Genomic DNA, 24,060 nt, shown 5'->3' on the forward strand with positions numbered 1-24,060 from the left:
CCCTGCTTCCCTTGATCTGTTTCGTAGCGCCCATAGAAAAGGCCCCGACTCTTCAGTCGGGGCCTTTAATGGCTACATCCTTGTAGCCTCGCATGAACCTTCCATCAATCAATGACTGCGGCTGTTCATGAGCAGTATTCGATTACTCGGCTTTCAGGCCAGCAGCCGATACGTCTTTAACGCCTTTGATTTTCTTGGCGATAGCGACGGCAGTAGTTTTCTGAGCTTCAGTCACTTTTACCATGGAGGACAGGGAAACCACGCCTTTGTTGGTCTCAACCTTGATGTCCGAGCCTGGGATGCCTTTTTCGGTCAGCAGGTCGGCTTTGACTTTGGTGGTGATCCAGGTATCAGAAGTATCTTCTTTGACTTCTTGAGTAGTGGTGTTAGCTGCCAGAACCATTGGCGCTTGGGCCGAGGTCTGTGCGAAAGCAGCGTTGGCCATGGTCAGAGTCAGGGCAGTAGCGGTAGCAGCGGCAATAGCGAACTTCTTCATACGATAACTCCTGTTTTTCTCAAAATCTGCACCAGCATGTGGTGGCAGGGTTAACTGGTATATCGCAAGCGGTGTGCCAAAAGCAAGCTAGTGAAAATAACGTTTAAAATCAACTGCTTAACTTTTTAGTTATTTTGCTGAGTCGTGCAGATTGCCCGTTCATGCAAACCCGGGCTTGCAAGATGCATGTTTGCACCGAGCAGTTTGCATGCTCCATGTGTAAGCCTCTAATTGCGCTCATAAAAAAAGGACTCCGAAGAGTCCCTTTTTCACATGCCGCTCAGATCAATCAGACGCCCGATGCTTTCGCCGCGGCTACGTCCTTGATCGACAGCTTGATACGGCCGCGGTTATCCACGTCCAGTACCAGTACTTCGACTTCCTGACCTTCCTTGAGGATGTCGGTCACTTTCTCTACGCGAGCATCGCTCAGCATCGAGATGTGAACCAGACCATCCTTGCCCGGCAGGATGTTGACGAATGCGCCGAAATCGACGATGCGCTCAACCTTGCCGACGTAGATCTTGCCGATTTCCGCTTCTGCGGTGATGCCCAGAACGCGCTGACGTGCTGCCTCAGCCGCTTCCTTGGACTCGCCGAAGATCTTGATCGAGCCGTCGTCTTCGATGTCGATCGAAGCCTTGGTCTCTTCGCAGATGGCACGGATGGTCGCGCCCCCCTTGCCGATCACGTCACGGATCTTGTCGGTGTCAATCTTCATCGCGATCATGGTCGGAGCGTTGGCCGACAGTTCGTTACGCGACTGACCGATGATCTGGTTCATCTGGCCGAGGATGTTCAGGCGAGCTTCCAGGGCCTGGCCCAGGGCGATCTCCATGATTTCTTCGGTGATGCCTTTGATCTTGATGTCCATCTGCAGCGCGGTAACACCCTTGGAGGTACCGGCTACCTTGAAGTCCATGTCACCCAGGTGGTCTTCGTCACCCAGGATGTCGGTCAGAATCGCGAACTTCTCGCCTTCCTTGACCAGACCCATGGCGATACCGGCAACCGGCGCCTTCATCGGCACACCAGCGTCCATCAGAGCCAGGGAAGCACCGCAGACCGAAGCCATGGAGCTGGAGCCGTTGGACTCGGTGATTTCCGACACGACACGGATGGTGTACGGGAACACGTCAGCGCCTGGCAGCATGGCCTGGACACTGCGACGGGCCAGACGGCCGTGACCGATTTCACGACGACCTGCGCCGCCCATGCGACCACACTCGCCCACCGAGAACGGAGGGAAGTTGTAGTGCAACATGAAGGGGTCTTTTTTCTCGCCTTCGAGGGTATCGAGCAGCTGTGCGTCACGTGCAGTACCCAGCGTGGCAACGACCAGCGCCTGAGTTTCGCCACGGGTGAACAGTGCCGAACCGTGAGTCTTTGGCAGAACGCCGACTTCGATGTTCAGAGGACGAACGGTGCGGGTATCACGGCCATCGATACGCGGCTTGCCGTTAACGATGTTTTCGCGAACGGTGCGGTATTCGATTTCGCCGAAAGCGGCTTTGACTTCGCTGGCAGACGGGCTGCCTTCTTCTACGGCCAGTTTGGCAACGATCTGATCTTTCAGTTCGCCCAGACGCGCATAACGGTCGGCTTTGACGGTGATGGTGTAAGCCTGGGAGATCGCTTCGCCGAACTCGGAGCGGATAGCGCTCAGCAGTTCAGTCGCTTCAGGCTTAGGCTGCCAGGCCCATGTAGGCTTGGCGGCTTCGGCAGCCAGTTCCTTGATGGCGTTGATCACGACCTGGAACTCGTCATGCGCGAACAGCACAGCGCCCAGCATCTGGTCTTCGGTGAGCTCTTTGGCTTCCGACTCAACCATCAGAACGGCTTCGGAAGTACCGGCAACGACCATGTCCAGGCTCGAAGCCTGCAGCTGCTCGTAAGTAGGGTTCAACAGGTAGCCGGTGCTTTCGTGGAAAGCAACGCGGGCAGCACCGACCGGACCGTCAAACGGGATACCGGAGATGGCCAGGGCAGCCGAAGTACCGATCATCGCAGCGATGTCCGGATCGATTTTCTTGCTGGTGGAGACGACGGTGCAGACAACCTGCACTTCGTTCATGAAGCCTTCTGGAAACAACGGGCGGATCGGACGGTCGATCAGGCGCGAAGTCAGGGTTTCTTTCTCGGAAGGACGGCCTTCACGCTTGAAGAAACCACCAGGAATCTTGCCGGCAGCGTAGGTTTTTTCCTGATAGTGCACGGACAGAGGGAAGAAGCCTTTGCCAGCGTCAGCCTGTTTGGCGCCGACCACAGTCACGAGTACGCTGACGTCGTCGTCAACGGTGACCAATACTGCACCAGAGGCTTGACGGGCGATACGGCCTGTCTCGAGGGTTACGGTCGATTGACCGAACTGAAACTTTTTGATTACCGGGTTCACGGTTTCCTACCTTTCTTTGTGGCTCTTGGGGAACTGGTTTCTTGCGAATTCTTGGGCAGCGTGGGGAATCGGCCCCTTCCACAGCCCAGATAAAACTTGAGGCTGGGAGCCTGCCAGAACCACCGGGAAAACCCGACGGATCGTGACAGACAACCAACCTCTAGCAACGTCGTTATTAGCGACGCAGACCCAGACGACCGATCAGGGCGCTGTAACGGCTAACGTCCTTACCTTTCAGGTAATCCAGCAGCTTGCGACGCTGGTTTACCATACGGATCAGACCACGACGCGAGTGGTGGTCCTTACCGTTGGCCTTGAAGTGGCCTTGCAGTTTGTTGATGTTGGCGGTCAGCAGTGCAACTTGCACTTCTGGCGAACCAGTATCACCAACAGCTTGCTGGTAGTCGGTTACGATCTGAGCTTTTTCTTCAACGCTGAGTGCCATGTGGGCAATCCTTTTGTGCAAGGAAGCGTTTCCGGAGAAACGTTTCCAACAGGCCGAGGACAGATCCTCGTATTAAAAAATGAGGTATGACCGTGCCTGTTGACAGCCATCCTCGTTCCACCCCACTCGCCGGCAAGCCGACGGCTGGACTGGTTTCGGTCACTCTGACCGAATCAGGCGACGCGGCGCAATGCGCCCGTCTTCGGCGACTTCACCGATACCGATGAAGCGACCTTCGTGATCCTGCACGCGAACCATACCGAATTTCGGTGCGTCCGGCGCGCGTACTGGCTGACCATGCAACCAGTAAAACGAACTGTGTTCCGAAAACTTCAACAGCGGCCAGTCCAGCAGACCGCTGTCCGATGGCATCAGGAAACGGTCAACCGCTTCATTGCCGCCGTCGGCATGCACCTGCTCGAGCTCTTCCAGCGTCACTGTCTGAGCCAGCGTGAAAGGCCCGGCCTGGGTACGACGCAGCTCTGCGACATAAGCACCACAACCAAGCTTCTCACCGATATCCTCGACCAGCGTGCGGATATAGGTGCCTTTGCTGCAATCGACGGACAGACGTGCTGTGTCACCTTCGCAAGCAAGTAATTCCAGGCGCGCAATAATAACAGAACGGGGCTCGCGCTCCACTACTTCCCCTGCACGCGCCAGCTTGTAAAGTGGCTGGCCATCACGCTTGAGGGCCGAGTACATGGGAGGTATCTGACTGATTTGTCCGCGAAAATGCGGCAGAACCGCTTCAATATCGTCACGACCAACGGTCACCGGACGCGTGAGCAGAACCTCGCCTTCGGAGTCGGCAGTGGTAGTGGTTTTACCGAGTTGCGCCAGGGTCTCGTAGGACTTGTCCGAATCGAGCAGGTACTGAGAGAACTTGGTCGCTTCACCAAAGCACAACGGCAGAACGCCCGTTGCCAGAGGATCAAGGCTGCCGGTGTGCCCGGCTTTCTCGGCATTGAGCAGCCAGCGAACCTTTTGCAGAGCGGCGTTGGAAGTGAAACCCAGTGGCTTGTCGAGCAGGATGATCCCGCTGACATTGCGGCGTATACGCTTGACCTGAGCCACTCTTTATTCCTCGGTACTTTCAGGCTTTGCATCCGGCGATGCAGGGCCTTCCTGATGCTGGCCGTCTTCTGCCACGGCACGCTCGATCAGTGCCGAGAGATGCGCGCCACGCACGACGCTTTCGTCATAGTGGAAATGCAGTTGAGGCACGCTGCGCAACTTCATCTCACGGGCCAACTGCATACGCAGGAAACCTGCAGCAGCGTTGAGCACCTTGATGGTCTGCGCGATTTCTTCCGCGCTGTCCTGGCCCATGACGGTCATGAAAATCTTCGCATGACCGACGTCACGGCTGACGTCTACGGCGGTGATGGTGACCAGACCCACGCGTGGGTCCTTGATTTCGCGACGGATCAGCTGCGCCAGTTCGCGCTGCATCTGATCGCCGATACGTTGGGTACGGCTGTATTCTTTTGCCATGCTTGTTACCTGTTACTGATCCGGGACCAAACCCTGACAGTCTGAAAGCGGCAAACGCCCGACCTGACACTTGCCAGACCGGGCGTTGCGTTTAGAGCCCATGAGGAAAGCAGAGCATTTACATGCAAGGCTTCCACCATGACTCCTGAAGCTCGCGATTTAGAGGCTGCGAGCCACTTGGACCTTCTCGAAGACTTCGATCTTGTCACCGACCTTGACGTCGTTGTAGCTCTTGACGCCGATACCGCATTCCATGCCTGCACGTACTTCGGCAGCGTCGTCCTTGAAGCGGCGCAGGGATTCCAGCTCGCCTTCAAAGATAACGATGTCTTCGCGCAGAACACGAATCGGACGGTTACGGTAGACAGTGCCTTCCAGAACCATACACCCTGCGATCGCGCCGAATTTCGGCGAACGGAACACATCGCGGACTTCGGCGATACCCAGGATATTCTCCCGGACGTCGCTGCCAAGCATGCCGGTAAGGGCTTTCTTGACGTCTTCGATGATGTCGTAGATCACGTTGTAGTAACGCATATCCAGACCTTCCTGCTCGACGATCTTGCGCGCGCCAGCGTCGGCACGCACGTTGAAGCCGAACAGTACAGCGTTGGAGGCCAGTGCCAGGTTGGCGTCGCTCTCGGTGATACCACCGACACCGCCACCGACCACGCGCACTTGCACTTCGTCGTTACCCAGGCCGTTCAAGGCGCCGTTCAACGCTTCGAGGGAACCGCGTACGTCAGATTTGAGGACGATGTTGAGCGTCTTCTTCTCTGCCTGACCCATGTTCTCGAAGATGTTTTCCAGCTTGCCAGCGTGAGCACGGGCCAGTTTGACTTCGCGGAACTTGCCTTGACGGAACAGAGCCACTTCACGGGCTTTCTTCTCGTCCGACAGCACGCTCATCTCGTCGCCAGCGTCCGGTGTACCGTCCAGGCCGAGGATCTCGACAGGGATGGAAGGACCTGCTTCTTTGACCGGCTTGCCGTTCTCGTCGAGCATGGCGCGGATGCGGCCGAAGTTCGAACCGACCAGAACCATGTCGCCCTGACGCAGCGTACCGTCCTGAACCAGAACAGTAGCGACCGGACCACGGCCCTTGTCCAGACGGGACTCGACAACAACACCACGACCAGGGGCCGACGGGGTTGCCTTGAGTTCCAGGACTTCGGCCTGCAGCAGAACAGCTTCCAGCAATTCGTCGACGCCAGTACCCATCTTCGCGGAGACCGAAACGAAAGGCGTATCACCGCCCCACTCTTCGGACGTCACGCCATGGACCGACAGCTCGCTGCGGATACGATCGAGGTCAGCACCAGGCTTGTCGATCTTGTTCACCGCAACAACCAGCGGAACGCCAGCCGCAACAGCATGCTGAACAGCTTCGATGGTCTGAGGCATCACGCCGTCGTCAGCTGCAACAACCAGAATCACGATATCCGTTGCCTTGGCACCGCGGGCACGCATGGCGGTAAACGCAGCGTGACCAGGGGTGTCGAGGAACGTGACCATGCCGCGTTCGGTTTCAACGTGGTAGGCACCGATATGCTGGGTGATGCCGCCGGCTTCGCCAGCTGCAACCTTGGCACGACGGATGTAGTCGAGCAGCGAGGTCTTACCGTGGTCGACGTGGCCCATTACGGTCACAACCGGTGCACGGGAGAACGACTCACCTTCGAACTTCAGCGATTCGGCCAGGGAATCTTCCAGGGCGTTGTCGCTGACCAGCGTGACCTTGTGGCCCAGCTCTTCGGCGATCAACTGGGCAGTTTCCTGATCCAGTACCTGGTTGATGGTCACCGGGGTGCCCATCTTGAACATGAACTTGATGACTTCAGCAGCCTTGACCGACATCTGTGCCGACAATTCGCCGACAGTGATGGTCTCGCCAATGGCCACGTCACGGATGACCGGGCCGGTAGGGCTCTGGAAACCATGCGCGTTACGCTTCTTCAGCTTGCCCTTGCCACGACCACCACGACGGAAGCTGTCGCTTTCTTCGTCGGTAGTGCGAGGAGCAACGCGAGGGGCCGGAGCCTTCTCCTTGACCGAAGCGCGATGCGGAGCGTTTTTACGCTCGCCGTCGCCACCACGGGCGTTGCGGTCGTCAGCACGAGGCTTGTCAGGGCGACGTTGTTCGTCACGCTTGCGAGCATCGGCAGAAGGCGCTGCGCTGGCCGGTGCCGGAGCAGCAGCTGCTGGCGATGCTTCGCGCACAGGCTCGGCGGCGGCAACAGGCTCGGCAGCAGCCGAAGCAGGCTGGCTGGCAGCAGGCTGATTGCGCGCATCTTCTTCAGCGCGACGCTTGGCTTCTTCTTCAGCCTTTTGACGAGCGGCGTTTTCTACCGCACGGCGTTCGTCCATCTCGCGCTTGCGCTCGGCTTCGATCTCTTCCGGGCTACGCTGCACAAAGACTTTCTTCTTGCGCACTTCAACGCTGATGCTCTTGCTGCCAGCAACTCGCAGGGTGCTGGTGGTTTTGCGCTGCAAGGTAATCTTGCGAGGCTCTTCCACCTTGGCCTTGTGACCGCTTTTCAAGTGCGTCAACAAGGCTTGTTTTTCGTTATCGGTCACAACTTGCTCGGCGGCGGTGTGCGGCAGACCTGCCTCACGCATCTGCTGTAACAGGCGCTCTACCGGTGTGTCGACCACTTTGGCCAGTTCTTTCACCGTGACTTGCGTCATGCACTTCTCTCCTCAGGCCGCGCCCAATTACTCGAACCAGTGGGCTCGGGCGGCCATGATCAACTTGCCGGCACGATCATCGTCAATGCCGTCGATGTCGAGCAGGTCATCTATAGACTGCTCGGCCAGGTCTTCGCGGGTAATTACGCCGCGCACCGCCAGTTCCATCGCCAAATCCTTGTCCATACCCTCAAGCGAGAGCAGGTCTTCGGCCGGATGGGCGTCTGCCAGCTTTTCCTCTGTAGCGATGGCTTTAGTCAACAAACGATCCTTGGCACGAGCGCGAAGCTCGTTGACGATGTCTTCGTCAAAGCCGTCGATGTTGAGCATTTCTTCCAACGGTACGTAGGCAATCTCTTCCAGGCTGGTGAAGCCTTCATCAACCAGCACCTGTGCCAATTCTTCATCGACTTCGAGTTCTTCGATGAAATTGCGCAGGATGTCACCGGTTTCAGCTTGCTGCTTGGCCTGGATGTCCGATTCGGTCATTACGTTCAGGGTCCAGCCAGTCAGCTGACTTGCCAGACGCACGTTCTGACCGCCACGACCAATAGCCTGGGCCAGGTTGTCCGCTCCCACTGCGATATCCATTGCATGCGCGTCTTCATCTACGATGATTGCCGCTACTTCTGCAGGGGACATTGCATTGATCACGAACTGCGCCGGGTTATCGTCCCAAAGAACGATATCCACACGCTCGCCACCCAGCTCGCCGGAAACAGCCTGAACTCGCGAACCGCGCATGCCGATACAGGCACCTTGCGGGTCGATTCGTTTATCCTTGGAGCGAACAGCGATTTTCGCACGAGAGCCCGGGTCACGGGAGGCAGCCATCACCTCGATCAGACCTTCGGCAATTTCCGGCACTTCAATGCGGAAAAGCTCGATCAGCATCTCTGGCGCAGTACGCGACAGGATCAGCTGAGGGCCACGGTTTTCGGTGCGAATTTCCTTCAGCAGAGCACGGACGCGAACACCGACCCGGAAAGTTTCCCGGGAAATGATGTCTTCACGAGCCAGCAAGGCTTCGGCATTGTTACCCAGGTCAACGATGACATTGTCACGCGTAACCTTTTTAACAGTACCAGAAATGATTTCACCCAGACGCTCGCGGTAGGCGTCGACTACCTGAGCACGCTCGGCTTCGCGAACTTTCTGCACAATGACTTGCTTGGCGGTCTGCGCAGCGATACGACCGAATTCGATGGAATCGATTTTTTCTTCGATCAGGTCGCCGGCAACAGCACCCGGCTTTTTCGCCTGGGCCTGATCCACGGCCAATTCGTAAGCAGGATCGTCCAGATCTTCGTCTTCGACAACTGTCCAGCGACGGAAAGTCTCGTAGTTGCCTGTCTGGCGATTGATCTCTACACGCAATTCTACTTCATCTTCAAAACGTTTCTTGGTAGCAGTGGCCAGAGCCAGCTCCAGCGCTTCAAAAATGACACTTGCCGGAACGCCCTTTTCATTGGACACCGACTCAACAACCAGCAGTACTTCTTTGCTCATCGTACGCCTCGCCTTTCGCAAGCCATTGGATCCGCGGGATCCGCAGTAACCGGCACGTCTCAGTCAAACGTGGGAATAATGTTGGCCTTGTCGATCATGTCGATCGGCAACAGGAACTCATGGTCTTCAACCTGCACCACGACATCCTGCTCCTCCACCCCGCGGAGAAGGCCTTGAAAGTTGCGTCGACCTTCGAAAGGTGAACGCAGCTTTATTTTCACTTGTTCCCCGGCGTACGAAGCAAACTGCTCAATAGTGAACAGCGGGCGCTCCATGCCAGGAGAAGATACTTCGAGGGTGTACTCGGTGCTGATTGGATCTTCTACGTCCAATACACCGCTGATCTGGCGACTGACGATTGCACAGTCGTCGACCAGAACGCCCCCTTCCTTGTCGATATAAATGCGCAGCACCGAATGCTTGCCCTGGGAACTGAAATCGATTCCCCAGCATTGGTAGCCAAGGGCCACGACCACTGGGGCCAACAAGTCCTGCAACTGTTCTAGCTTGCTCGACACCTGAACCCCCTCGTGCATGCTTTAGAAATAAAAAAATGGGCAAAAGCCCATCCCTGAAAACGCCGCTGAACATCGACGTCATGTACTGTCCAGCTAACAAAAAGCCCCTTAAAAGGGGCTCCGCTAAAACTGGTTGCGGGGGCTGGATTTGAACCAACGACCTTCGGGTTATGAGCCCGACGAGCTACCAAACTGCTCCACCCCGCGACAAAGCTGGGGCGGAAGTATACGACCGATCCATTGCTGGGTCAATCCAACATCCACCTACAAGAAAGCCCGCTAGTGCGGGCTCTCCTGTTAATTGGTACCGAGAAGGGGACTCGAACCCCTACACCCTATGGGCACAACCACCTCAAGGTTGCGTGTCTACCAATTCCACCACCTCGGCATTACAACTCTTTTGGCGACCTCACGAACATCGCCGAATTCTGTATTACTTCTTCTCTGGGGCTTGAGGTACGTCAGCTGGAACAGCGGCTGGCTTTTGCCCTTCGAGAACCGGCACATCATCTGCTGCCGGCTTTTGCTTCACTTCCAGTACTGCAGGGTCTGGCAAACCTACTTGAGTCAGCTGTTGAGCTTTCTCTTTAGCAAAGTAGCCTAACCCCAAGCTGGTTATGAAAAAACATGCCGCAAGTATAGCAGTAAACTTACTGAGAAAGGTAGAGGTTCCTTGACCTCCGAAGACAGTATTTGATGCACCTGCTCCGAACGACGCGCCTGCGTCGGCACCTTTACCCTGCTGCAGCAATACCAGAGCGACAACGCCCAGAGCGCCCAACAGGTGAAAAACGATTACGACTGTTTCCAGCATTTTTTCAGTTTCCCGCGGCGCGACAGATCGCACCGAACTCATCTGCATTCAGGGAAGCTCCACCAATGAGCCCCCCATCGATATCCGGCATGCTGAAGAGCTCGACCGCATTGGCCGCCTTCACGCTGCCGCCATAGAGAAGTCGCACGCCTTGTGCGACTTCGGCATTCTCTTGTGCCAGTTGCGCACGGATTGCTGCGTGCACTTCCTGGGCTTCCTGAGGCGAAGCAGTCAATCCGGTGCCAATGGCCCAGACCGGCTCGTAAGCAATAACAGCGTTGACCAGTGCGCTGACGCCAAACTCGGCGATGACACTGTTCAGCTGACGCCCTACCACTTCAAGCGTTTGCCCCGCCTTGCGCTCTTCCAGCGTTTCACCTACGCAAAGCACAGGTGTCAGACCTTTCGCCTGAATCGCCGCAAACTTCTTGTTCAGAACATCATCCTGCTCGCCAATCAACTGACGACGCTCGGAGTGCCCGACAAGTACCAGTTTGCAACCTGCATCAGCCAGCTGGCTCGATGCAACTTCACCCGTCAGCGCGCCCTGCTCAGCCTGAATGGCTGCATCCTGCGCACCAACGATGATCGACGTTGCCTTGAGCCCTTCGACTACCTGACAAGTAAACAGACTGGCAGGCATTACGGCGATATCGACGCTGCCTGGCAAAGACTGCTTGCACAAACCCTCGATCAGCTCAGCGACGCTGGCGCGGGTACCGTGCATTTTCCAGTTACCAGCTACCATTGGGCGACGCATACTACACCTCGTGGGTCAAAGTGGGCGCAGATGTTACCCAACAGTTCCGACACTGGCAAGCCGAAATCAGGCGCAAACTTCAGTAACCAGTTTTGCGAGTTCTTCGGCGTACGCCCTGACCTGCGTTTCGTCCTCGCCTTCGACCATGACGCGCACCAGCGGCTCGGTACCCGATTTGCGCAGCAGTACCCTGCCACGCCCGGCCATCTGCTCGGTGACGCGAGCGCAGGCCTCCTGGACCGACGGATGCGAGACCGGGTCAACACCCGACCCGGCGAAGCGTACGTTGATCAGGATTTGCGGACATTTGCGCAATTTCAGACGCGCTTCGGCCAGGCTCACACCACTGCGACGCAGGGCCAGTATTACCTGCAACGAGGCAATAATCGCATCACCGGTGGTGGCGTGCTGGAAACAGACGATATGACCGGAGTTTTCACCGCCTATCTGCCAGTTGCGCTCTAGCAGCTCGGCGATCACATAGCGGTCACCGACATTGGCCCGAACAAAAGGAATACCCTGCTCGGCCAGGGCCAGTTCAAGCCCGAGGTTGCTCATCAATGTGCCGACGACGCCGCCCTGCAAGCGACCCCGCTCATGCAGGTCGCGGGCGATGATGTAAAGCAATTCGTCGCCATCGACGATGGTCCCGGTGTGATCAACCATCAACACGCGGTCGCCGTCACCGTCGAAACCGATGCCCATGTCCGCATGCTCGGCAAGCACGGCCGCCTGCAGGGCTTCCATGTGCGTGGAGCCACAGTCCTTGTTGATGTTGAGCCCGTCAGGTTGCGCGGAAAGCACCACGACCTGCGCGCCCAGCTCACGAAATACGTTGGGCGCTACCTTGTAAGTCGCACCGTGAGCGCAGTCGATGACGACCTTGAGGCCGGCGAAGTCGGTGCTGGTAGGCACGCTGCTTTTGCAGAATTCGATGTAACGCCCGGCCGCATCGTTGATCCGCGAGACCTTGCCGAGGTTCTCGGACTCAGCCACGGTCATCGGTGCGTCAAGCAGCTCTTCGATCATCATTTCGATCTCGTCAGGCAGCTTGGTGCCCTGACCGGAGAAGAACTTGATGCCGTTGTCGTAGTGCGGATTATGCGAGGCGCTGATGACAATGCCAGCCTCGGCATGGAAGGTACGTGTCAGGTAGGCGATGGCCGGTGTCGGCATCGGCCCCAGCAAGAGAACGTCAGCGCCCGCAGCGGAGAGGCCGGCCTCGAGGGCAGACTCGAACATGTAGCCGGAGATGCGCGTGTCCTTGCCGACGAGAATCCGGCAGGCGCCCATCTTGCGGAAAGCCATGCCGGCAGCCCAACCCAGTTTCAGCATGAACTCGGGAGTGATCGGGAATTGCCCTACACGACCGCGAATGCCGTCGGTTCCGAAATATTTTCTGGTAGTCATGGATGCCCCACTGTTGTTATTCAGCTGCTTCGACAGCTGCGATCATGCGCACCACGTCAGCCGTTTCGGCGACATCATGCACACGTAGAATTCTTGCCCCTTTGGCCATCGCCAAAGCCGCCAGGGCCAGCCCGCCGGATAGACGCTGATCGACGGGACGCCCCAGCACAGCACCGATCATGCTCTTGCGCGAAACACCCACCAGCAAAGGGCGGCCGAGCGCATGCAGCGCTTCCATATGCTTGAACAGGCTCAGATTGTGCTCCAGTGTCTTGGCAAAGCCAAAGCCCGGATCAAGAATGATCTGCTGCTGACCGATTCCTGCAGCGACGCACTGCTTCATGCGCTCAGCCAGGAAGGCACAGACCTCGCCCACCAGGTCATCGTAGTGCGGGTCATTCTGCATGGTTCCGGGCTCGCCCAGCATATGCATGAGACAGACCGGCAAACCGGTGCTTGCGGCCGCCTCAAGCGCGCCTGGGCGCTGCAGCGCGCGAACGTCGTTGATAAGCCCGGCACCCAGTCCAGCCGTCGCCAGCATGACCTCAGGGGTGGAGGTATCCACAGAGATGATCACATCCAGTTCGCGCGCGATGACCTCGACCAGCGGAGCCACACGCTCGACCTCTTCCGACGCAGAGACAGGACGCGCGCCCGGACGCGTTGACTCGCCACCGACATCGATAAGCGTCGCGCCAGCCTGCACCATTGCCTCGGCGTGACGCAGCGCCGCATCGAGCTGGCTGTAGCGGCCGCCATCGGAAAATGAGTCTGGGGTTGCGTTGAGGATGCCCATCACGTGCGTATGGGCCAAATCAAGAACCCGGTTGCCGCAAGGCAACCGGGTTGGGTACAGCGCAGATGTCATGTCAGACCTTAGTGCTCGGCGGCAGGGCCGCCAATCGGAGTTTCCGGACGAGGGTCAGGCGTGATCGGCGTACCGTTGGTACCCGAACCACCACCCCAGTCACGCGGCTCGCGCGGAGTACGACCGGTCATGATGTCGTCGATCTGGTCGGCATCAATGGTTTCGTACTTCATCAGCGCGTCGGCCATCGCTTCCAGCTTGTCGCGATTATCCGTCAACAGCTGCTTGGCGGTGCCATAGCAGTGGTCGATGATGCTGCGCACTTCGGAGTCGATAAGCTTGGCAGTATCGCCGGAAACACTGGAGTTCTGGCTGCCGCCGCGACCCAGGTAACCTGCATCTTCATCTTCCGAGTACATCAGCGGGCCGAGCTTTTCAGACAGACCCCACTTGGTGACCATGTTCCGGGCAATCTGGCTGGCACGCATGATGTCATTGGAGGCACCGGTTGTGACGCCATCGAAGCCCAGAGTCATCTCTTCAGCAATACGACCACCATACAGCGAGCAGATCTGGCTGATCAACGCACGCTTGGACAGGCTGTAACGGTCCTCTTCAGGCAGGAACATCGTCACACCCAGCGCACGACCGCGCGGAATGATGGAAACCTTGTAGACCGGATCATGCTCTGGCACCAGACGACCAACGATAGCGTGACCCGCCTCGTGGTAAGCCGTGTTGCGCTTTTCCTTATCGGACATGACCATCGATTTGCGCTCGGCGCCCATCATGATCTTGTCCTTGGCCAGCTCGAACTCTTTCATCTCTACAACGCGCTTGCCGGAGCGAGCAGCGAACAGCGACGCTTCGTTGACCAGATTGGCCAGATCCGCACCGGAGAAGCCCGGCGTACCACGAGCGATAACGCCCGGGTTGACGTCTTCACCCATTGGCACTTTGCGCATGTGAACCTTGAGGATCTGCTCACGGCCACGAATGTCCGGCAGACCTACAACTACCTGACGGTCGAACCGACCCGGACGCAGCAGAGCCGGATCCAGCACGTCAGGACGGTTGGTAGCGGCAATCACGATGATGCCGTCATTCATTTCAAAACCGTCCATCTCGACCAGCAACTGGTTGAGAGTCTGCTCACGCTCGTCATGACCACCGCCCATGCCGGCGCCACGATGGCGACCGACTGCGTCGATTTCGTCGATGAAGATGATGCATGGCGCGTGTTTCTTGGCTTGCTCGAACATGTCGCGAACGCGGCTCGCACCAACACCCACGAACATTTCGACAAAGTCGGAACCGGAAATCGTGAAGAACGGGACCTTCGCTTCGCCGGCAATGGCCTTGGCGATCAGCGTCTTACCAGTACCTGGAGGGCCGACCATCAGCACGCCGCGCGGAATACGACCGCCCAGGCGCTGGAACTTGCCCGGATCGCGGAGGAATTCGACCAGTTCGCCGACTTCTTCCTTGGCTTCGTCGCAACCGGCAACGTCAGCCAGGGTCGTCTTGACCTGATCTTCTGACAACAGACGCGCCTTGCTCTTGCCGAAGCTCATCGGGCCGCCCTTGCCGCCCGCCCCGCCCTGCATCTGACGCATGAAGAACATGAACACCGCGATGATCACCAGTATCGGGAAGCTGGCCACCAGCAACTGGGTCCAGATGCTCTGCTGCTCAGGCTGCTTGCCTTCGATCACGACGTTGTTGCTGACCAGATCACCGATCAGGCCATTGTCCGGGATGTTCGGGCGGATGGTCTTGAAGGTGTCGCCATCGCTGCGCTTGCCCGTAATGACGTAGCCGTCAACAGAAACCTTCTCGACCTTGCCATCCTTGACCTGCTGGATGAACTCGGAATAGTTGAGGTTCTGCGGCTCGTTCGGGCTGGAGAAGTTGTTCATCACCGTCACAAGGACAGCCGCGATGATCAACCACAGGATCAAATTCTTTGCCATATCGTTCAATTAGCTACCCTCTGAAGCAAGCTCCACGCAGCAAGCGTGCCTCGCATGATATTCACCGGCCTAACTTACTACAGAACCTACAGATACGGCAGACACCGTCTGTAACCCTTTGTGAAACTTTGACAACATAATGTTCAGTCATGCTGCATCGGTAACGCCATTTGAAAAAAGCTATCGCGCCTTGTCAAAAACGTTCGATGCTGGCCGCGCCATCAATGCCGCGGAAGCCGCGAGCCAGCAGGTATTGCTCGCGGGACCTGTCGCGGGACGACGACGGCTTGCGCATCTGCACCTTGTCGAACAGCTTGCGGATATCCTTGTGGTAGACATCGAAGCCTTCACCCTGGAAGACCTTGATCAGAAAATCGCCACCGGGACGCAGTACCCGACCAGCAAGATCGAGCGCCAATTCGCAGAGAAACATTGCACGCGGCATATCTACAGCGCTCAATCCACTCATATTGGGGGCCATATCGGAAATCACAAGGTCTACCTGCGTATTACCGACTGCCTCGAGTATCTGCTCAAGAATCGCATCCTCGGTAAAATCCCCCTGAATGAAGGTCACATCGGGGATGCTGTCCATTTCAAGGATGTCGGAAGCGATCAGACGACCTTGACCGCCGATCAGACGACTGGTCACCTGCGACCAGCCTCCCGGCGCCGCGCCGAGGTCGATCACGGTCATGCCCGGACGGATGAGTTTGTCCTTTTCCTGGATCTCTAGCAGCTTGTAACTGGCACGCGAACGGTAACCGTCCTTCTGTGCCATTTTGACGTACTTGTCGTCGAAGTGTTCTTTGAGCCAGTTATGGCTTGTCTTGGAACGGGCCACGGGGCACCTCAAAAATAAACGAGTCGTGATTAACTGGGCGGTCCCGGACTCGCTCGGGTAAACTGGCCGCCGCTTTTAAAAGATCAGACGCAGAGGTCAGATTATGCCGCTCACTCCAGAGCAGAAGAAACAATACAAATCCATTGGCCACCATCTGAAACCGGTATTGATCGTGGCTGACAATGGTTTGACTGAAGGTGTACTTGCAGAGCTTGAACGCGCACTGAGCGATCATGAGCTGATCAAGATCAAGCTCAACATCCTCGACCGCGAAAGCCGTCTCGGTGCCATCGCAGAACTGTGCAAGGCCGGTTCTGCCGACCTGGTCCAGGTCATCGGCAAAATGGCGTTGATCTATCGCAAGAACCCAAAGGTAAACAAGCAACTGTCCAACGTCCACCGCGCACACGGATAAAAACAGAAGTCAGGGCCGCCAAAAGCGAGCCCTGACTCTTTTTTGCCGCTGAAAGCACCCGTAAAAACGGGCGCCAGCATCAGATATGACGCACTTCGACGATTTCGTACTCGATCACGCCACTTGGCGTTTTCACGACAACGACATCACCCTCTTCCTTGGCAATCAAGGCACGGGCAATGGGCGAGCCCACTGAAATCTTGCCTTTCTTGATATCTGCTTCGTCCTCACCCACGATCTGATAGACCACGCTTTCGTCAGTCTCGACATTGGCGATTTCGACTGTCGTGCCGAAGATCACCTTGCCGGTGTGCGGAATAGTCGTGACGTCGATGATCACAGCGTTCTGCATGCGGCCTTCGATATCACGAATACGCGCCTCGACCATCCCCTGCTGCTCGCGGGCAGCATGGTATTCGGCGTTTTCCTTGAGGTCGCCCAGTTCGCGCGCAGTACCGATGTCCTGGCTCAACTTGGGACGAATCACCTTGGTCAGGTGGGTCAGCTCTTCTTCCAGGGCGCGAGCGCCCTGGACGGTCATTGGGTATTTGATCATGCCTTCAATCCTGCATGGAGATCCTGCAAACGACGTACGGTCTTCTCCGGACCGAACTTGAGCGCTTCACAGATCGCTTCGCCTGCTGCAATGGTAGTGGTGCAGTAAATCTTGTGCTGCAGGGCGTTGCGACGAATGGAGTAGGAATCCGCGATCGACTGGCGACCTTCGGTGGTGTTGATGATCAGAGTGACTTCGTCGTTCTTGATCATGTCGACCACATGCGGACGGCCTTCGGTCACCTTGTTGACGCGACGCACTTTCAGGCCTGCCGCCTCGATCAGCTTGGCGGTGCCTGCGGTGGCAACGATCTCGAAACCAAGATTGATGAGGTCACGAGCGACCGCTTCAACCAGAGGCTTGTCATCGTCACGTACGCTGATGAACGCGGTACCGCCAGTCGGCAGCACTTCGCTCGCGCCCATCTGGGCCTTGGCAAACGCTTCGCCAAAGGTATCACCCACACCCATCACTTCACCGGTCGATTTCATTTCCGGGCCGAGGATCGGGTCAACGCCAGGGAATTTGGCAAACGGGAACACTGCCTCTTTCACGCTGTAGAAGTTCGGAATGATTTCCTTGGTGAAGTTCAGCTCTTTCAGGGTTTTGCCTGCCATCACGCGGGCAGCGATCATCGCCAGGGAAACACCGATGCACTTGGAAACGAACGGCACGGTACGCGATGCGCGCGGGTTGACTTCAATGACGTAGATGTCTTCGCCCTGAAGTGCCAGCTGCACGTTCATCAGGCCGACAACGCCCAGTTCCAGCGCCATCTTCTTGACCTGCTCGCGCATCTCGTCCTGAATGTGAGCCGGCAGCGAGTACGGCGGCAGCGAGCACGCGGAGTCACCGGAGTGAACGCCCGCCTGCTCGATGTGCTGCATGATCGCGCCGATCACCACGTCAGTGCCGTCGCAGACCGCATCGACGTCCATCTCGATTGCGCAGTTCAGGAAGTGGTCCAGCAGCACCGGGCTGTCGTTGGACACCTGAACCGCTTCGCGCAGGTAACGCTTGAGTTCGTCTTCCTGGTAAACGATTTCCATCGCACGGCCACCCAGTACATAGGACGGACGCACCACCAGTGGATAACCGATCTTCGCTGCGGCACGAATCGCTTCGTCTTCGCTGCGCACAGTGGCGTTTGGCGGCTGACGCAGGTTCAGACGCTCGACCATGTGCTGGAAGCGCTCGCGGTCTTCGGCACGGTCAATGGCATCAGGGCTGGTGCCGATGATCGGCACGCCGGCAGCTTCAAGAGCACGCGCCAGTTTCAGAGGCGTCTGGCCACCGTACTGGACGATCACACCTTTCGGCTTCTCTACACGGACGATTTCCAGCACGTCTTCCAGGGTGACAGGCTCAAAGTACAGACGGTCCGAGGTGTCGTAGTCGGTGGAGACGGTTTCCGGGTTGCAGTTGACCATGATGGTCTCGTAACCGTCTTCACGCAGCGCCAGCGCGGCGTGCACACAGCAGTAATCGAACTCGATACCCTGGCCGATGCGGTTCGGGCCGCCACCCAGGATCATGATCTTGTCACGCGTCGACGGGTTGGCTTCGCACTCTTCCTCGTAGGTCGAGTAAAGGTACGCGGTGTCGGTTGCGAACTCGGCTGCGCAGGTGTCGACGCGCTTGTAGACCGGGAACACTTCGAGCTTGTGACGATGCGTCCGCAGGTTCTTCTCGGTAACGCCCAGCAGCTTGGCCAGACGCGCGTCGGAGAAGCCCTTGCGCTTGAGACGGAACATCACGTCACGGTCGATTGCCGACAGACCCAGGGTCTTGATCTTCTCTTCGTCCTTGATCAGGTCTTCGATCTGCACCAGGAACCAAGGGTCGATCATGTTCATGGCGAAGATTTCTTCGACCGTCATGCCGGCGCGGAAGGCGTCGGCGACGTACCAGATACGCTCGGCGCCCGGCACAGTCAGCTCGCGCTTGAGCGTGCTCATGCTTTCCGGATGGCTCAGGTCCAGCTTCGGATCAAGACCGCACACACCGACTTCCAGGCCGCGCAGGGCTTTCTGCAGGGATTCCTGGAAGGTACGGCCGATGGCCATGACTTCACCGACCGACTTCATCTGAGTGGTCAGACGTGCATCGGCCTTGGCGAATTTCTCGAAGGCAAAGCGCGGCAGCTTGGTGACGACGTAGTCGATCGACGGTTCGAACGACGCCGGGGTCTTGCCGCCAGTGATTTCGTTCGACAGCTCGTCAAGGGTGTAGCCCACTGCCAGCTTGGCGGCAACGCGAGCGATCGGGAAGCCGGTCGCCTTGGAAGCCAGTGCAGAGGAACGCGATACGCGCGGGTTCATTTCGATCACGACCATGCGGCCGGTGTTCGGGCAGATGCCGAACTGAACGTTGGAACCACCGGTTTCAACGCCGATCTCGCGCAGCACTGCCAGCGAGGCATTACGCAGGATCTGGTATTCCTTATCGGTCAGGGTCTGCGCCGGCGCTACGGTGATCGAGTCACCAGTGTGCACACCCATCGGGTCGAAGTTCTCGATCGAGCAGACGATGATGCAGTTGTCCTTTTTGTCGCGGACAACTTCCATTTCGTACTCTTTCCAGCCGATCAGCGATTCGTCGATCAGCAGTTCCTTGGTTGGCGACAGGTCCAGACCACGGGCGCAGATTTCCTCGAACTCTTCACGGTTGTAAGCGATACCGCCGCCGGTGCCACCCATGGTAAACGACGGACGGATGATGCAAGGGAAGCCGAGCTTTTCAAGAACTGCGTTGGCTTCTTCCATGCTGTGCGCGATACCGGAGCGCGGGCACGCCAGGCCGATGGACTTCATCGCCTTGTCGAAGCGCGAACGGTCTTCTGCCTTGTCGATGGTGTCAGCGTTGGCGCCGATCATTTCAACACCGAACTTCTCCAGAACGCCTTCGCGCTCCAGATCCAGTGCGCAGTTCAGAGCCGTCTGGCCGCCCATGGTCGGCAGCAGTGCGTCCGGACGTTCTTTTTCGATGATCTTGGCAACGGTCTGCCACTTGATCGGCTCGATGTAGGTGGCGTCAGCCATGGCCGGGTCGGTCATGATGGTGGCAGGGTTGGAGTTCACCAGGATGACACGGTAACCCTCCTCACGCAGAGCTTTGCAGGCCTGGGCGCCGGAGTAGTCGAATTCACAGGCCTGGCCGATCACGATGGGGCCGGCGCCGAGAATCAGGATGCTTTTAATATCTGTACGTTTTGGCATGGGTTGTCACTCAAATCCGCAGGTCAGTCGGCAAGCCGTCTTGAACATTTGTCTGAGGTGGCCTGGGCGGCAGCGACCGGACATTGAGTCCGGGGCCGCCCTGGGCACCTGCGTATTACAGTCTCAAGGCAACCGGTCAGCGGCGCTTGGCCATGGCTTCGATAAAGCGATCGAACAAAGGCGCGACGTCGTTCGGGCCCGGACTCGCTTCAGGGTGACCCTGGAAGCTGAATGCGCTCTTGTCGGTCAGTTCGATACCCTGCAGGGTGCCGTCGAACAGCGACTTGTGAATGGCGCGAACGTTGCTCGGCAGGGTCGCCTCATCCACCGCAAAACCGTGGTTCTGGCTGGTGATCATGACCACACCGGTGTCCAGATCCTGGACCGGGTGGTTGGCACCGTGGTGGCCGTGGCCCATCTTCACGGTCTTGGCACCCGCGGCCAGCGCCAGAAGCTGATGGCCGAGGCAGATGCCGAACACCGGAATGTCGGTTTCCAGCACTTCTCTGATCGCCTTGATGGCGTAGTCGCACGGCTCCGGGTCACCAGGGCCGTTGGACAGGAAAACACCGTCCGGCTTGTAGGCGAGCACTTCACTGGCAGGCGTTTGCGCTGGCACCACGGTTACGCGGCAACCGCGCTCGACCAGCATGCGCAGGATGTTGACCTTGACGCCATAATCGTAGGCGACCACATGATAAGGCAGCTCGGAGGCGGCAATTTCAGGGTGACTGTCGGTTTTCAGATCCCAGACGCTGGAACGCCACTCGTAGGTGTCCTTGGTGCAGACTTCCTTGGCCAGGTCCATGCCCTTGAGGCCCGGGAAGCTGCGGGCAGCGGCGATGGCCGCCTCCTCGGTGATGTTATCGCCGGCCAGAATGCAGCCGTTCTGGGCGCCTTTCTCACGCAGGATGCGGGTCAGGCGGCGCGTATCGATGCCGGCGATGGCAACGACGTTGTTGGCTTTCAGGTAATCACCGAGGGACAGCTTGTTACGCCAGTTGCTGGCGACCAGAGGCAGGTCGCGAATGACCAGACCGGCAGACCAGACGCGATTCGACTCTGCGTCTTCAGGGGTGGTGCCGGTGTTGCCGATATGCGGGTAAGTCAGGGTAACGATCTGCTGGGCGTAGGAAGGATCGGTAAGAATTTCCTGATAGCCTGTCATTGCGGTGTTGAACACCACCTCACCAACGGTCTGACCGTCGGCTCCAATGGCTTCGCCGCGAAAAATGCTGCCATCAGCAAGGGCGAGTATGGCTGGCTTAGTCAAGAAGACCTCCCGTAAATAAAACCTGAAAGGGCGATCGCAGGCTGCAAAAAAGCGGAATGACGTAGTTACGTCACCCCGCTTTCTTATGGAATCATCTGCGCGCTTTTAGTGGACACACTAAAGCTGTAGCTTACAGAAAAGGCCCATTTTGGTCTACCACCAATGAGCCTGAAATGCGGGAAAATGCGACAGGGCCACGAATGACCCTGTATGAAATCAATGCAGACCCAACACATCCTGCATGTCGTAAAGCCCTGGCGCCTTGCCGTCGAGCCACATTGCAGCCCGCACAGCACCCTTGGCGAAGGTCATGCGACTGGATGCCTTGTGCGTGATCTCGACCCGCTCACCGTCCGCTGCGAACAGCACGGTGTGATCACCCACAACGTCACCGGCACGAATGGTCGCAAACCCGATGGTCTGACGATCACGCGCGCCGGTCTGGCCTTCACGACCGTAGACCGCGACTTTTTCCAGATCGCGACCCAGCGCATTGGCAACCACTTCACCCATACGCAAGGCGGTGCCGGACGGCGCATCGACCTTGTGCCGATGGTGCGCCTCGGTGATTTCGATATCGACCTCATCACCCAAAACGCGTGCAGCGGTGTCGAGCAGCTTCAGACACAGGTTCACACCGACGCTGAAATTGGCAGCAAAGACGATTGGAATGTCTTTGCCCGCCTCTTTCAGACGCTGCTTCTCTTCCGCACTGAAGCCGGTGGTACCAATGATCATCGCCTTGCCTGCCTTGCGACAGAACGCGAGATTTTTCAGCGTAACCGAAGGATGAGTAAAGTCGATCAGAACGTCGAATTCGTCCGCCACCTTTGCCAGATCACCTGACAACGGCACGCCGATACGACCCAGCGCAGCCAGTTCGCCCGCATCAGCGCCCACCAGCGTGCTGTCAGGACGATCGATAGCGGCGGTCAGCCCGGCGCCCGGCGCCTGCTGAACCGCCTCGATCAAGGTCTTGCCCATACGCCCGGCGGCGCCTACTACAGCAATACGTCGCATGCCCTGCTCCCGTTAATAGCCTTACAGATCGCCGAAGAAACGCTTCACACCCTCAAACCAGCCACTGGCTTTCGGAGAATGGGACTCGTCGTTTTCAAGCGAGGTGCGGAACTCTTCAAGCAGCTCGCGCTGGCGCTTGCTCAGGTTGACCGGGGTTTCGACTGCAACACGGCACATCAGGTCACCGGCACCGCCGCCACGCACTGGAGCGACGCCCTTGCCACGCAAGCGGAACTGCTTGCCGGTCTGGGTACCTTCGGGGATTTTCAGTTTGACGCGACCGTCCAGCGTTGGCACTTCAAGCTCGCCGCCCAGCGCAGCATCGGTAAAGCTGATAGGCACTTCGCAGAACAGGTGCTTGCCATCACGCTGGAAGATCGCGTGTTCGCGCACATTGATCACGACATACAGGTCGCCGGTCGGACCACCCTGGGTACCCGCCTCGCCTTCGCCAGACAGACGAATGCGGTCACCGGTATCGACACCTGGCGGCACTTTGACGGAAAGCGTCTTGGACTCTTCGACGCGACCTTCGCCATGGCAGGAATCGCACGGGTCAGAGATGATCTTGCCGTGGCCGTGGCAGCGCGGACAGGTTTGCTGCACAGAGAAGAACCCCTGCTGCATGCGCACCTGACCAATGCCACCACACGTAGGGCATGTGACCGGCGAAGAACCTTTCTTGGCACCACTGCCGTCGCACGGCTTGCAGTTGACCAGCGTCGGAACGCGGATATTCACGTTAGTACCGCGAACCGCCTCCTCCAGATTCAGCTCCAGCGTATAGCGCAGGTCACTGCCACGCTGAGCGCCGCCACGACCACCGCCGCCACCGGCACGGCCGCCACCAAAGAAGTCGCTGAACACATCGCCGAAGATATCGGAGAAGTTGGCGCCACCGGCACCGCCACCAAAACCACCGCCGCCACCCATGCTCGGATCGACACCGGCATGGCCATACTGATCGTAGGCCGCGCGCTTGCTGGCGTCGGAAAGCACTTCGTAGGCTTCGTTGGCCTCTTTGAACAGCTCTTCCGATGCTTTGTCATCAGGGTTGCGGTCAGGGTGATGCTTCATCGCCAGACGGCGATAAGCCTTCTTCAGATCCGCCTCGCTGGAGCCTCGCTCCACTCCCAACACTTCGTAATAATCACGCTTTGCCATAATTCTTCCGCACTCTTGAGGACGTTCGGCGAAGGCTCTCCTGAGCCGCACCAAACTCGTTGAGCCCCATACAGGCCCGGACCCAACTCACGTCGATTCAACGATCCTGGTCTTCGTTCAGCAGCCAGATGCATCCGGCCGAGAAAGCGGCAGAATGATTCGCCACGCAGGAGCGTCGCGATCTTGCCACGTGGCGTGCGGAGCAACTCCACATGCCGAAATTTTTGCTTGTTCCAGACACGCCAACGCGGGAGCAA

The 24,060-nt window shown here is 57.9% G+C and carries 20 protein-coding genes and 2 tRNA genes; 1 reads left to right on the forward strand and 21 read right to left on the reverse strand.

The genetic code is table 11. The features are described 5' to 3' along the window. Positions 1 to 142: 142 nt before the first annotated feature. From JOE39_RS14845 to rlmE, 16 genes are all read right to left on the reverse strand, one after another. On the reverse strand, positions 143 to 496 hold the full coding sequence (locus tag JOE39_RS14845) for a BON domain-containing protein (protein ID WP_003313621.1): 354 nt from the start codon (positions 494 to 496) through the stop codon (positions 143 to 145). Between the two features lie 289 nt (positions 497 to 785). Then, the gene (gene pnp, locus JOE39_RS14850; protein WP_003340592.1) at positions 786 to 2,891 is read right to left on the reverse strand and encodes a polyribonucleotide nucleotidyltransferase; all 2,106 of its coding nucleotides are present in this window, start codon (positions 2,889 to 2,891) and stop codon (positions 786 to 788) included. Between the two features lie 175 nt (positions 2,892 to 3,066). Beyond that, positions 3,067 to 3,336 (reverse strand): 30S ribosomal protein S15, encoded by a 270-nt coding sequence (gene rpsO, locus JOE39_RS14855; protein WP_002555121.1) that lies wholly within the window; start codon positions 3,334 to 3,336, stop codon positions 3,067 to 3,069. 159 nt (positions 3,337 to 3,495) lie between these two features. Continuing rightward, positions 3,496 to 4,413 carry a tRNA pseudouridine(55) synthase TruB gene (gene truB / locus JOE39_RS14860; RefSeq protein ID WP_210078599.1) on the reverse strand — a complete coding sequence of 306 codons (918 nt, stop codon included), beginning with the start codon at positions 4,411 to 4,413 and terminating at the stop codon, positions 3,496 to 3,498. 3 nt (positions 4,414 to 4,416) lie between these two features. Continuing rightward, positions 4,417 to 4,833 carry a 30S ribosome-binding factor RbfA gene (gene rbfA, locus JOE39_RS14865; RefSeq protein WP_003424544.1) on the reverse strand — a complete coding sequence of 139 codons (417 nt, stop codon included), beginning with the start codon at positions 4,831 to 4,833 and terminating at the stop codon, positions 4,417 to 4,419. Between the two features lie 159 nt (positions 4,834 to 4,992). Next, positions 4,993 to 7,521, reverse strand: coding sequence for a translation initiation factor IF-2 (infB, locus tag JOE39_RS14870; protein ID WP_024664112.1), 2,529 nt, complete (start codon positions 7,519 to 7,521; stop codon positions 4,993 to 4,995). 27 nt (positions 7,522 to 7,548) lie between these two features. Then, positions 7,549 to 9,030 (reverse strand): transcription termination factor NusA, encoded by a 1,482-nt coding sequence (nusA, locus tag JOE39_RS14875; protein WP_003340582.1) that lies wholly within the window; start codon positions 9,028 to 9,030, stop codon positions 7,549 to 7,551. A gap of 59 nt (positions 9,031 to 9,089) precedes the next feature. Continuing rightward, complete coding sequence (rimP, locus tag JOE39_RS14880) at positions 9,090 to 9,548, reverse strand: ribosome maturation factor RimP (protein WP_002555126.1); 459 nt, start codon at positions 9,546 to 9,548, stop codon at positions 9,090 to 9,092. Positions 9,549 to 9,678: 130 nt separating this feature from the next. Further along, positions 9,679 to 9,755: transfer RNA gene (locus JOE39_RS14885), tRNA-Met, on the reverse strand. 95 nt (positions 9,756 to 9,850) lie between these two features. Then, positions 9,851 to 9,936 (reverse strand) — tRNA-Leu (locus JOE39_RS14890). A 45-nt stretch (positions 9,937 to 9,981) separates the two neighbouring features. Further along, the gene (gene secG, locus JOE39_RS14895) at positions 9,982 to 10,362 is read right to left on the reverse strand and encodes a preprotein translocase subunit SecG (protein WP_003313628.1); all 381 of its coding nucleotides are present in this window, start codon (positions 10,360 to 10,362) and stop codon (positions 9,982 to 9,984) included. A gap of 4 nt (positions 10,363 to 10,366) precedes the next feature. Further along, positions 10,367 to 11,122: a triose-phosphate isomerase gene (gene tpiA, locus JOE39_RS14900; protein WP_096115825.1), complete on the reverse strand. Its 756-nt coding sequence runs from the start codon at positions 11,120 to 11,122 to the stop codon at positions 10,367 to 10,369. A 66-nt stretch (positions 11,123 to 11,188) separates the two neighbouring features. Further along, complete coding sequence (glmM, locus tag JOE39_RS14905) at positions 11,189 to 12,532, reverse strand: phosphoglucosamine mutase (RefSeq protein ID WP_003395197.1); 1,344 nt, start codon at positions 12,530 to 12,532, stop codon at positions 11,189 to 11,191. Between the two features lie 16 nt (positions 12,533 to 12,548). Further along, entirely contained in the window at positions 12,549 to 13,400 is an 852-nt protein-coding gene (gene folP / locus JOE39_RS14910) for a dihydropteroate synthase (protein ID WP_004416153.1), read from the reverse strand. 8 nt (positions 13,401 to 13,408) lie between these two features. Continuing rightward, a complete protein-coding gene (ftsH, locus tag JOE39_RS14915; protein WP_003313633.1) occupies positions 13,409 to 15,313 on the reverse strand; it encodes an ATP-dependent zinc metalloprotease FtsH in 1,905 nt (634 codons plus the stop codon). 193 nt (positions 15,314 to 15,506) lie between these two features. Beyond that, positions 15,507 to 16,157 carry a 23S rRNA (uridine(2552)-2'-O)-methyltransferase RlmE gene (rlmE, locus tag JOE39_RS14920; protein WP_003313635.1) on the reverse strand — a complete coding sequence of 217 codons (651 nt, stop codon included), beginning with the start codon at positions 16,155 to 16,157 and terminating at the stop codon, positions 15,507 to 15,509. A 103-nt stretch (positions 16,158 to 16,260) separates the two neighbouring features. Here rlmE and JOE39_RS14925 point away from each other — a divergent pair, with 103 nt between their 5' ends. Next, positions 16,261 to 16,572 (forward strand): YhbY family RNA-binding protein, encoded by a 312-nt coding sequence (locus JOE39_RS14925; RefSeq protein WP_003340569.1) that lies wholly within the window; start codon positions 16,261 to 16,263, stop codon positions 16,570 to 16,572. A gap of 79 nt (positions 16,573 to 16,651) precedes the next feature. Here the strand turns inward: JOE39_RS14925 and greA are convergent, their stop codons facing one another. The 5 genes from greA to dnaJ all read right to left on the reverse strand — a co-directional run bounded on the left by greA (position 16,652) and on the right by dnaJ (position 23,803). Continuing rightward, complete coding sequence (gene greA / locus JOE39_RS14930) at positions 16,652 to 17,128, reverse strand: transcription elongation factor GreA (RefSeq protein ID WP_003340567.1); 477 nt, start codon at positions 17,126 to 17,128, stop codon at positions 16,652 to 16,654. Next, complete coding sequence (carB, locus tag JOE39_RS14935; RefSeq protein ID WP_003340565.1) at positions 17,125 to 20,346, reverse strand: carbamoyl-phosphate synthase large subunit; 3,222 nt, start codon at positions 20,344 to 20,346, stop codon at positions 17,125 to 17,127. Before carB ends, greA begins: the two co-directional genes overlap by 4 nt. Before the next feature lie 136 nt (positions 20,347 to 20,482). Next, positions 20,483 to 21,619, reverse strand: coding sequence for a glutamine-hydrolyzing carbamoyl-phosphate synthase small subunit (gene carA, locus JOE39_RS14940; protein WP_003395184.1), 1,137 nt, complete (start codon positions 21,617 to 21,619; stop codon positions 20,483 to 20,485). A gap of 216 nt (positions 21,620 to 21,835) precedes the next feature. Beyond that, complete coding sequence (dapB, locus tag JOE39_RS14945) at positions 21,836 to 22,639, reverse strand: 4-hydroxy-tetrahydrodipicolinate reductase (RefSeq protein ID WP_210078598.1); 804 nt, start codon at positions 22,637 to 22,639, stop codon at positions 21,836 to 21,838. 21 nt (positions 22,640 to 22,660) lie between these two features. Further along, positions 22,661 to 23,803, reverse strand: coding sequence for a molecular chaperone DnaJ (gene dnaJ / locus JOE39_RS14950; RefSeq protein ID WP_003395180.1), 1,143 nt, complete (start codon positions 23,801 to 23,803; stop codon positions 22,661 to 22,663). Positions 23,804 to 24,060 lie beyond the last annotated feature (257 nt).

Origin of the sequence: Pseudomonas sp. PvP100 (genome assembly GCF_017833055.1) — a bacterium.
Classification (GTDB): Bacteria; Pseudomonadota; Gammaproteobacteria; order Pseudomonadales; family Pseudomonadaceae; genus Aquipseudomonas; species Aquipseudomonas syringae.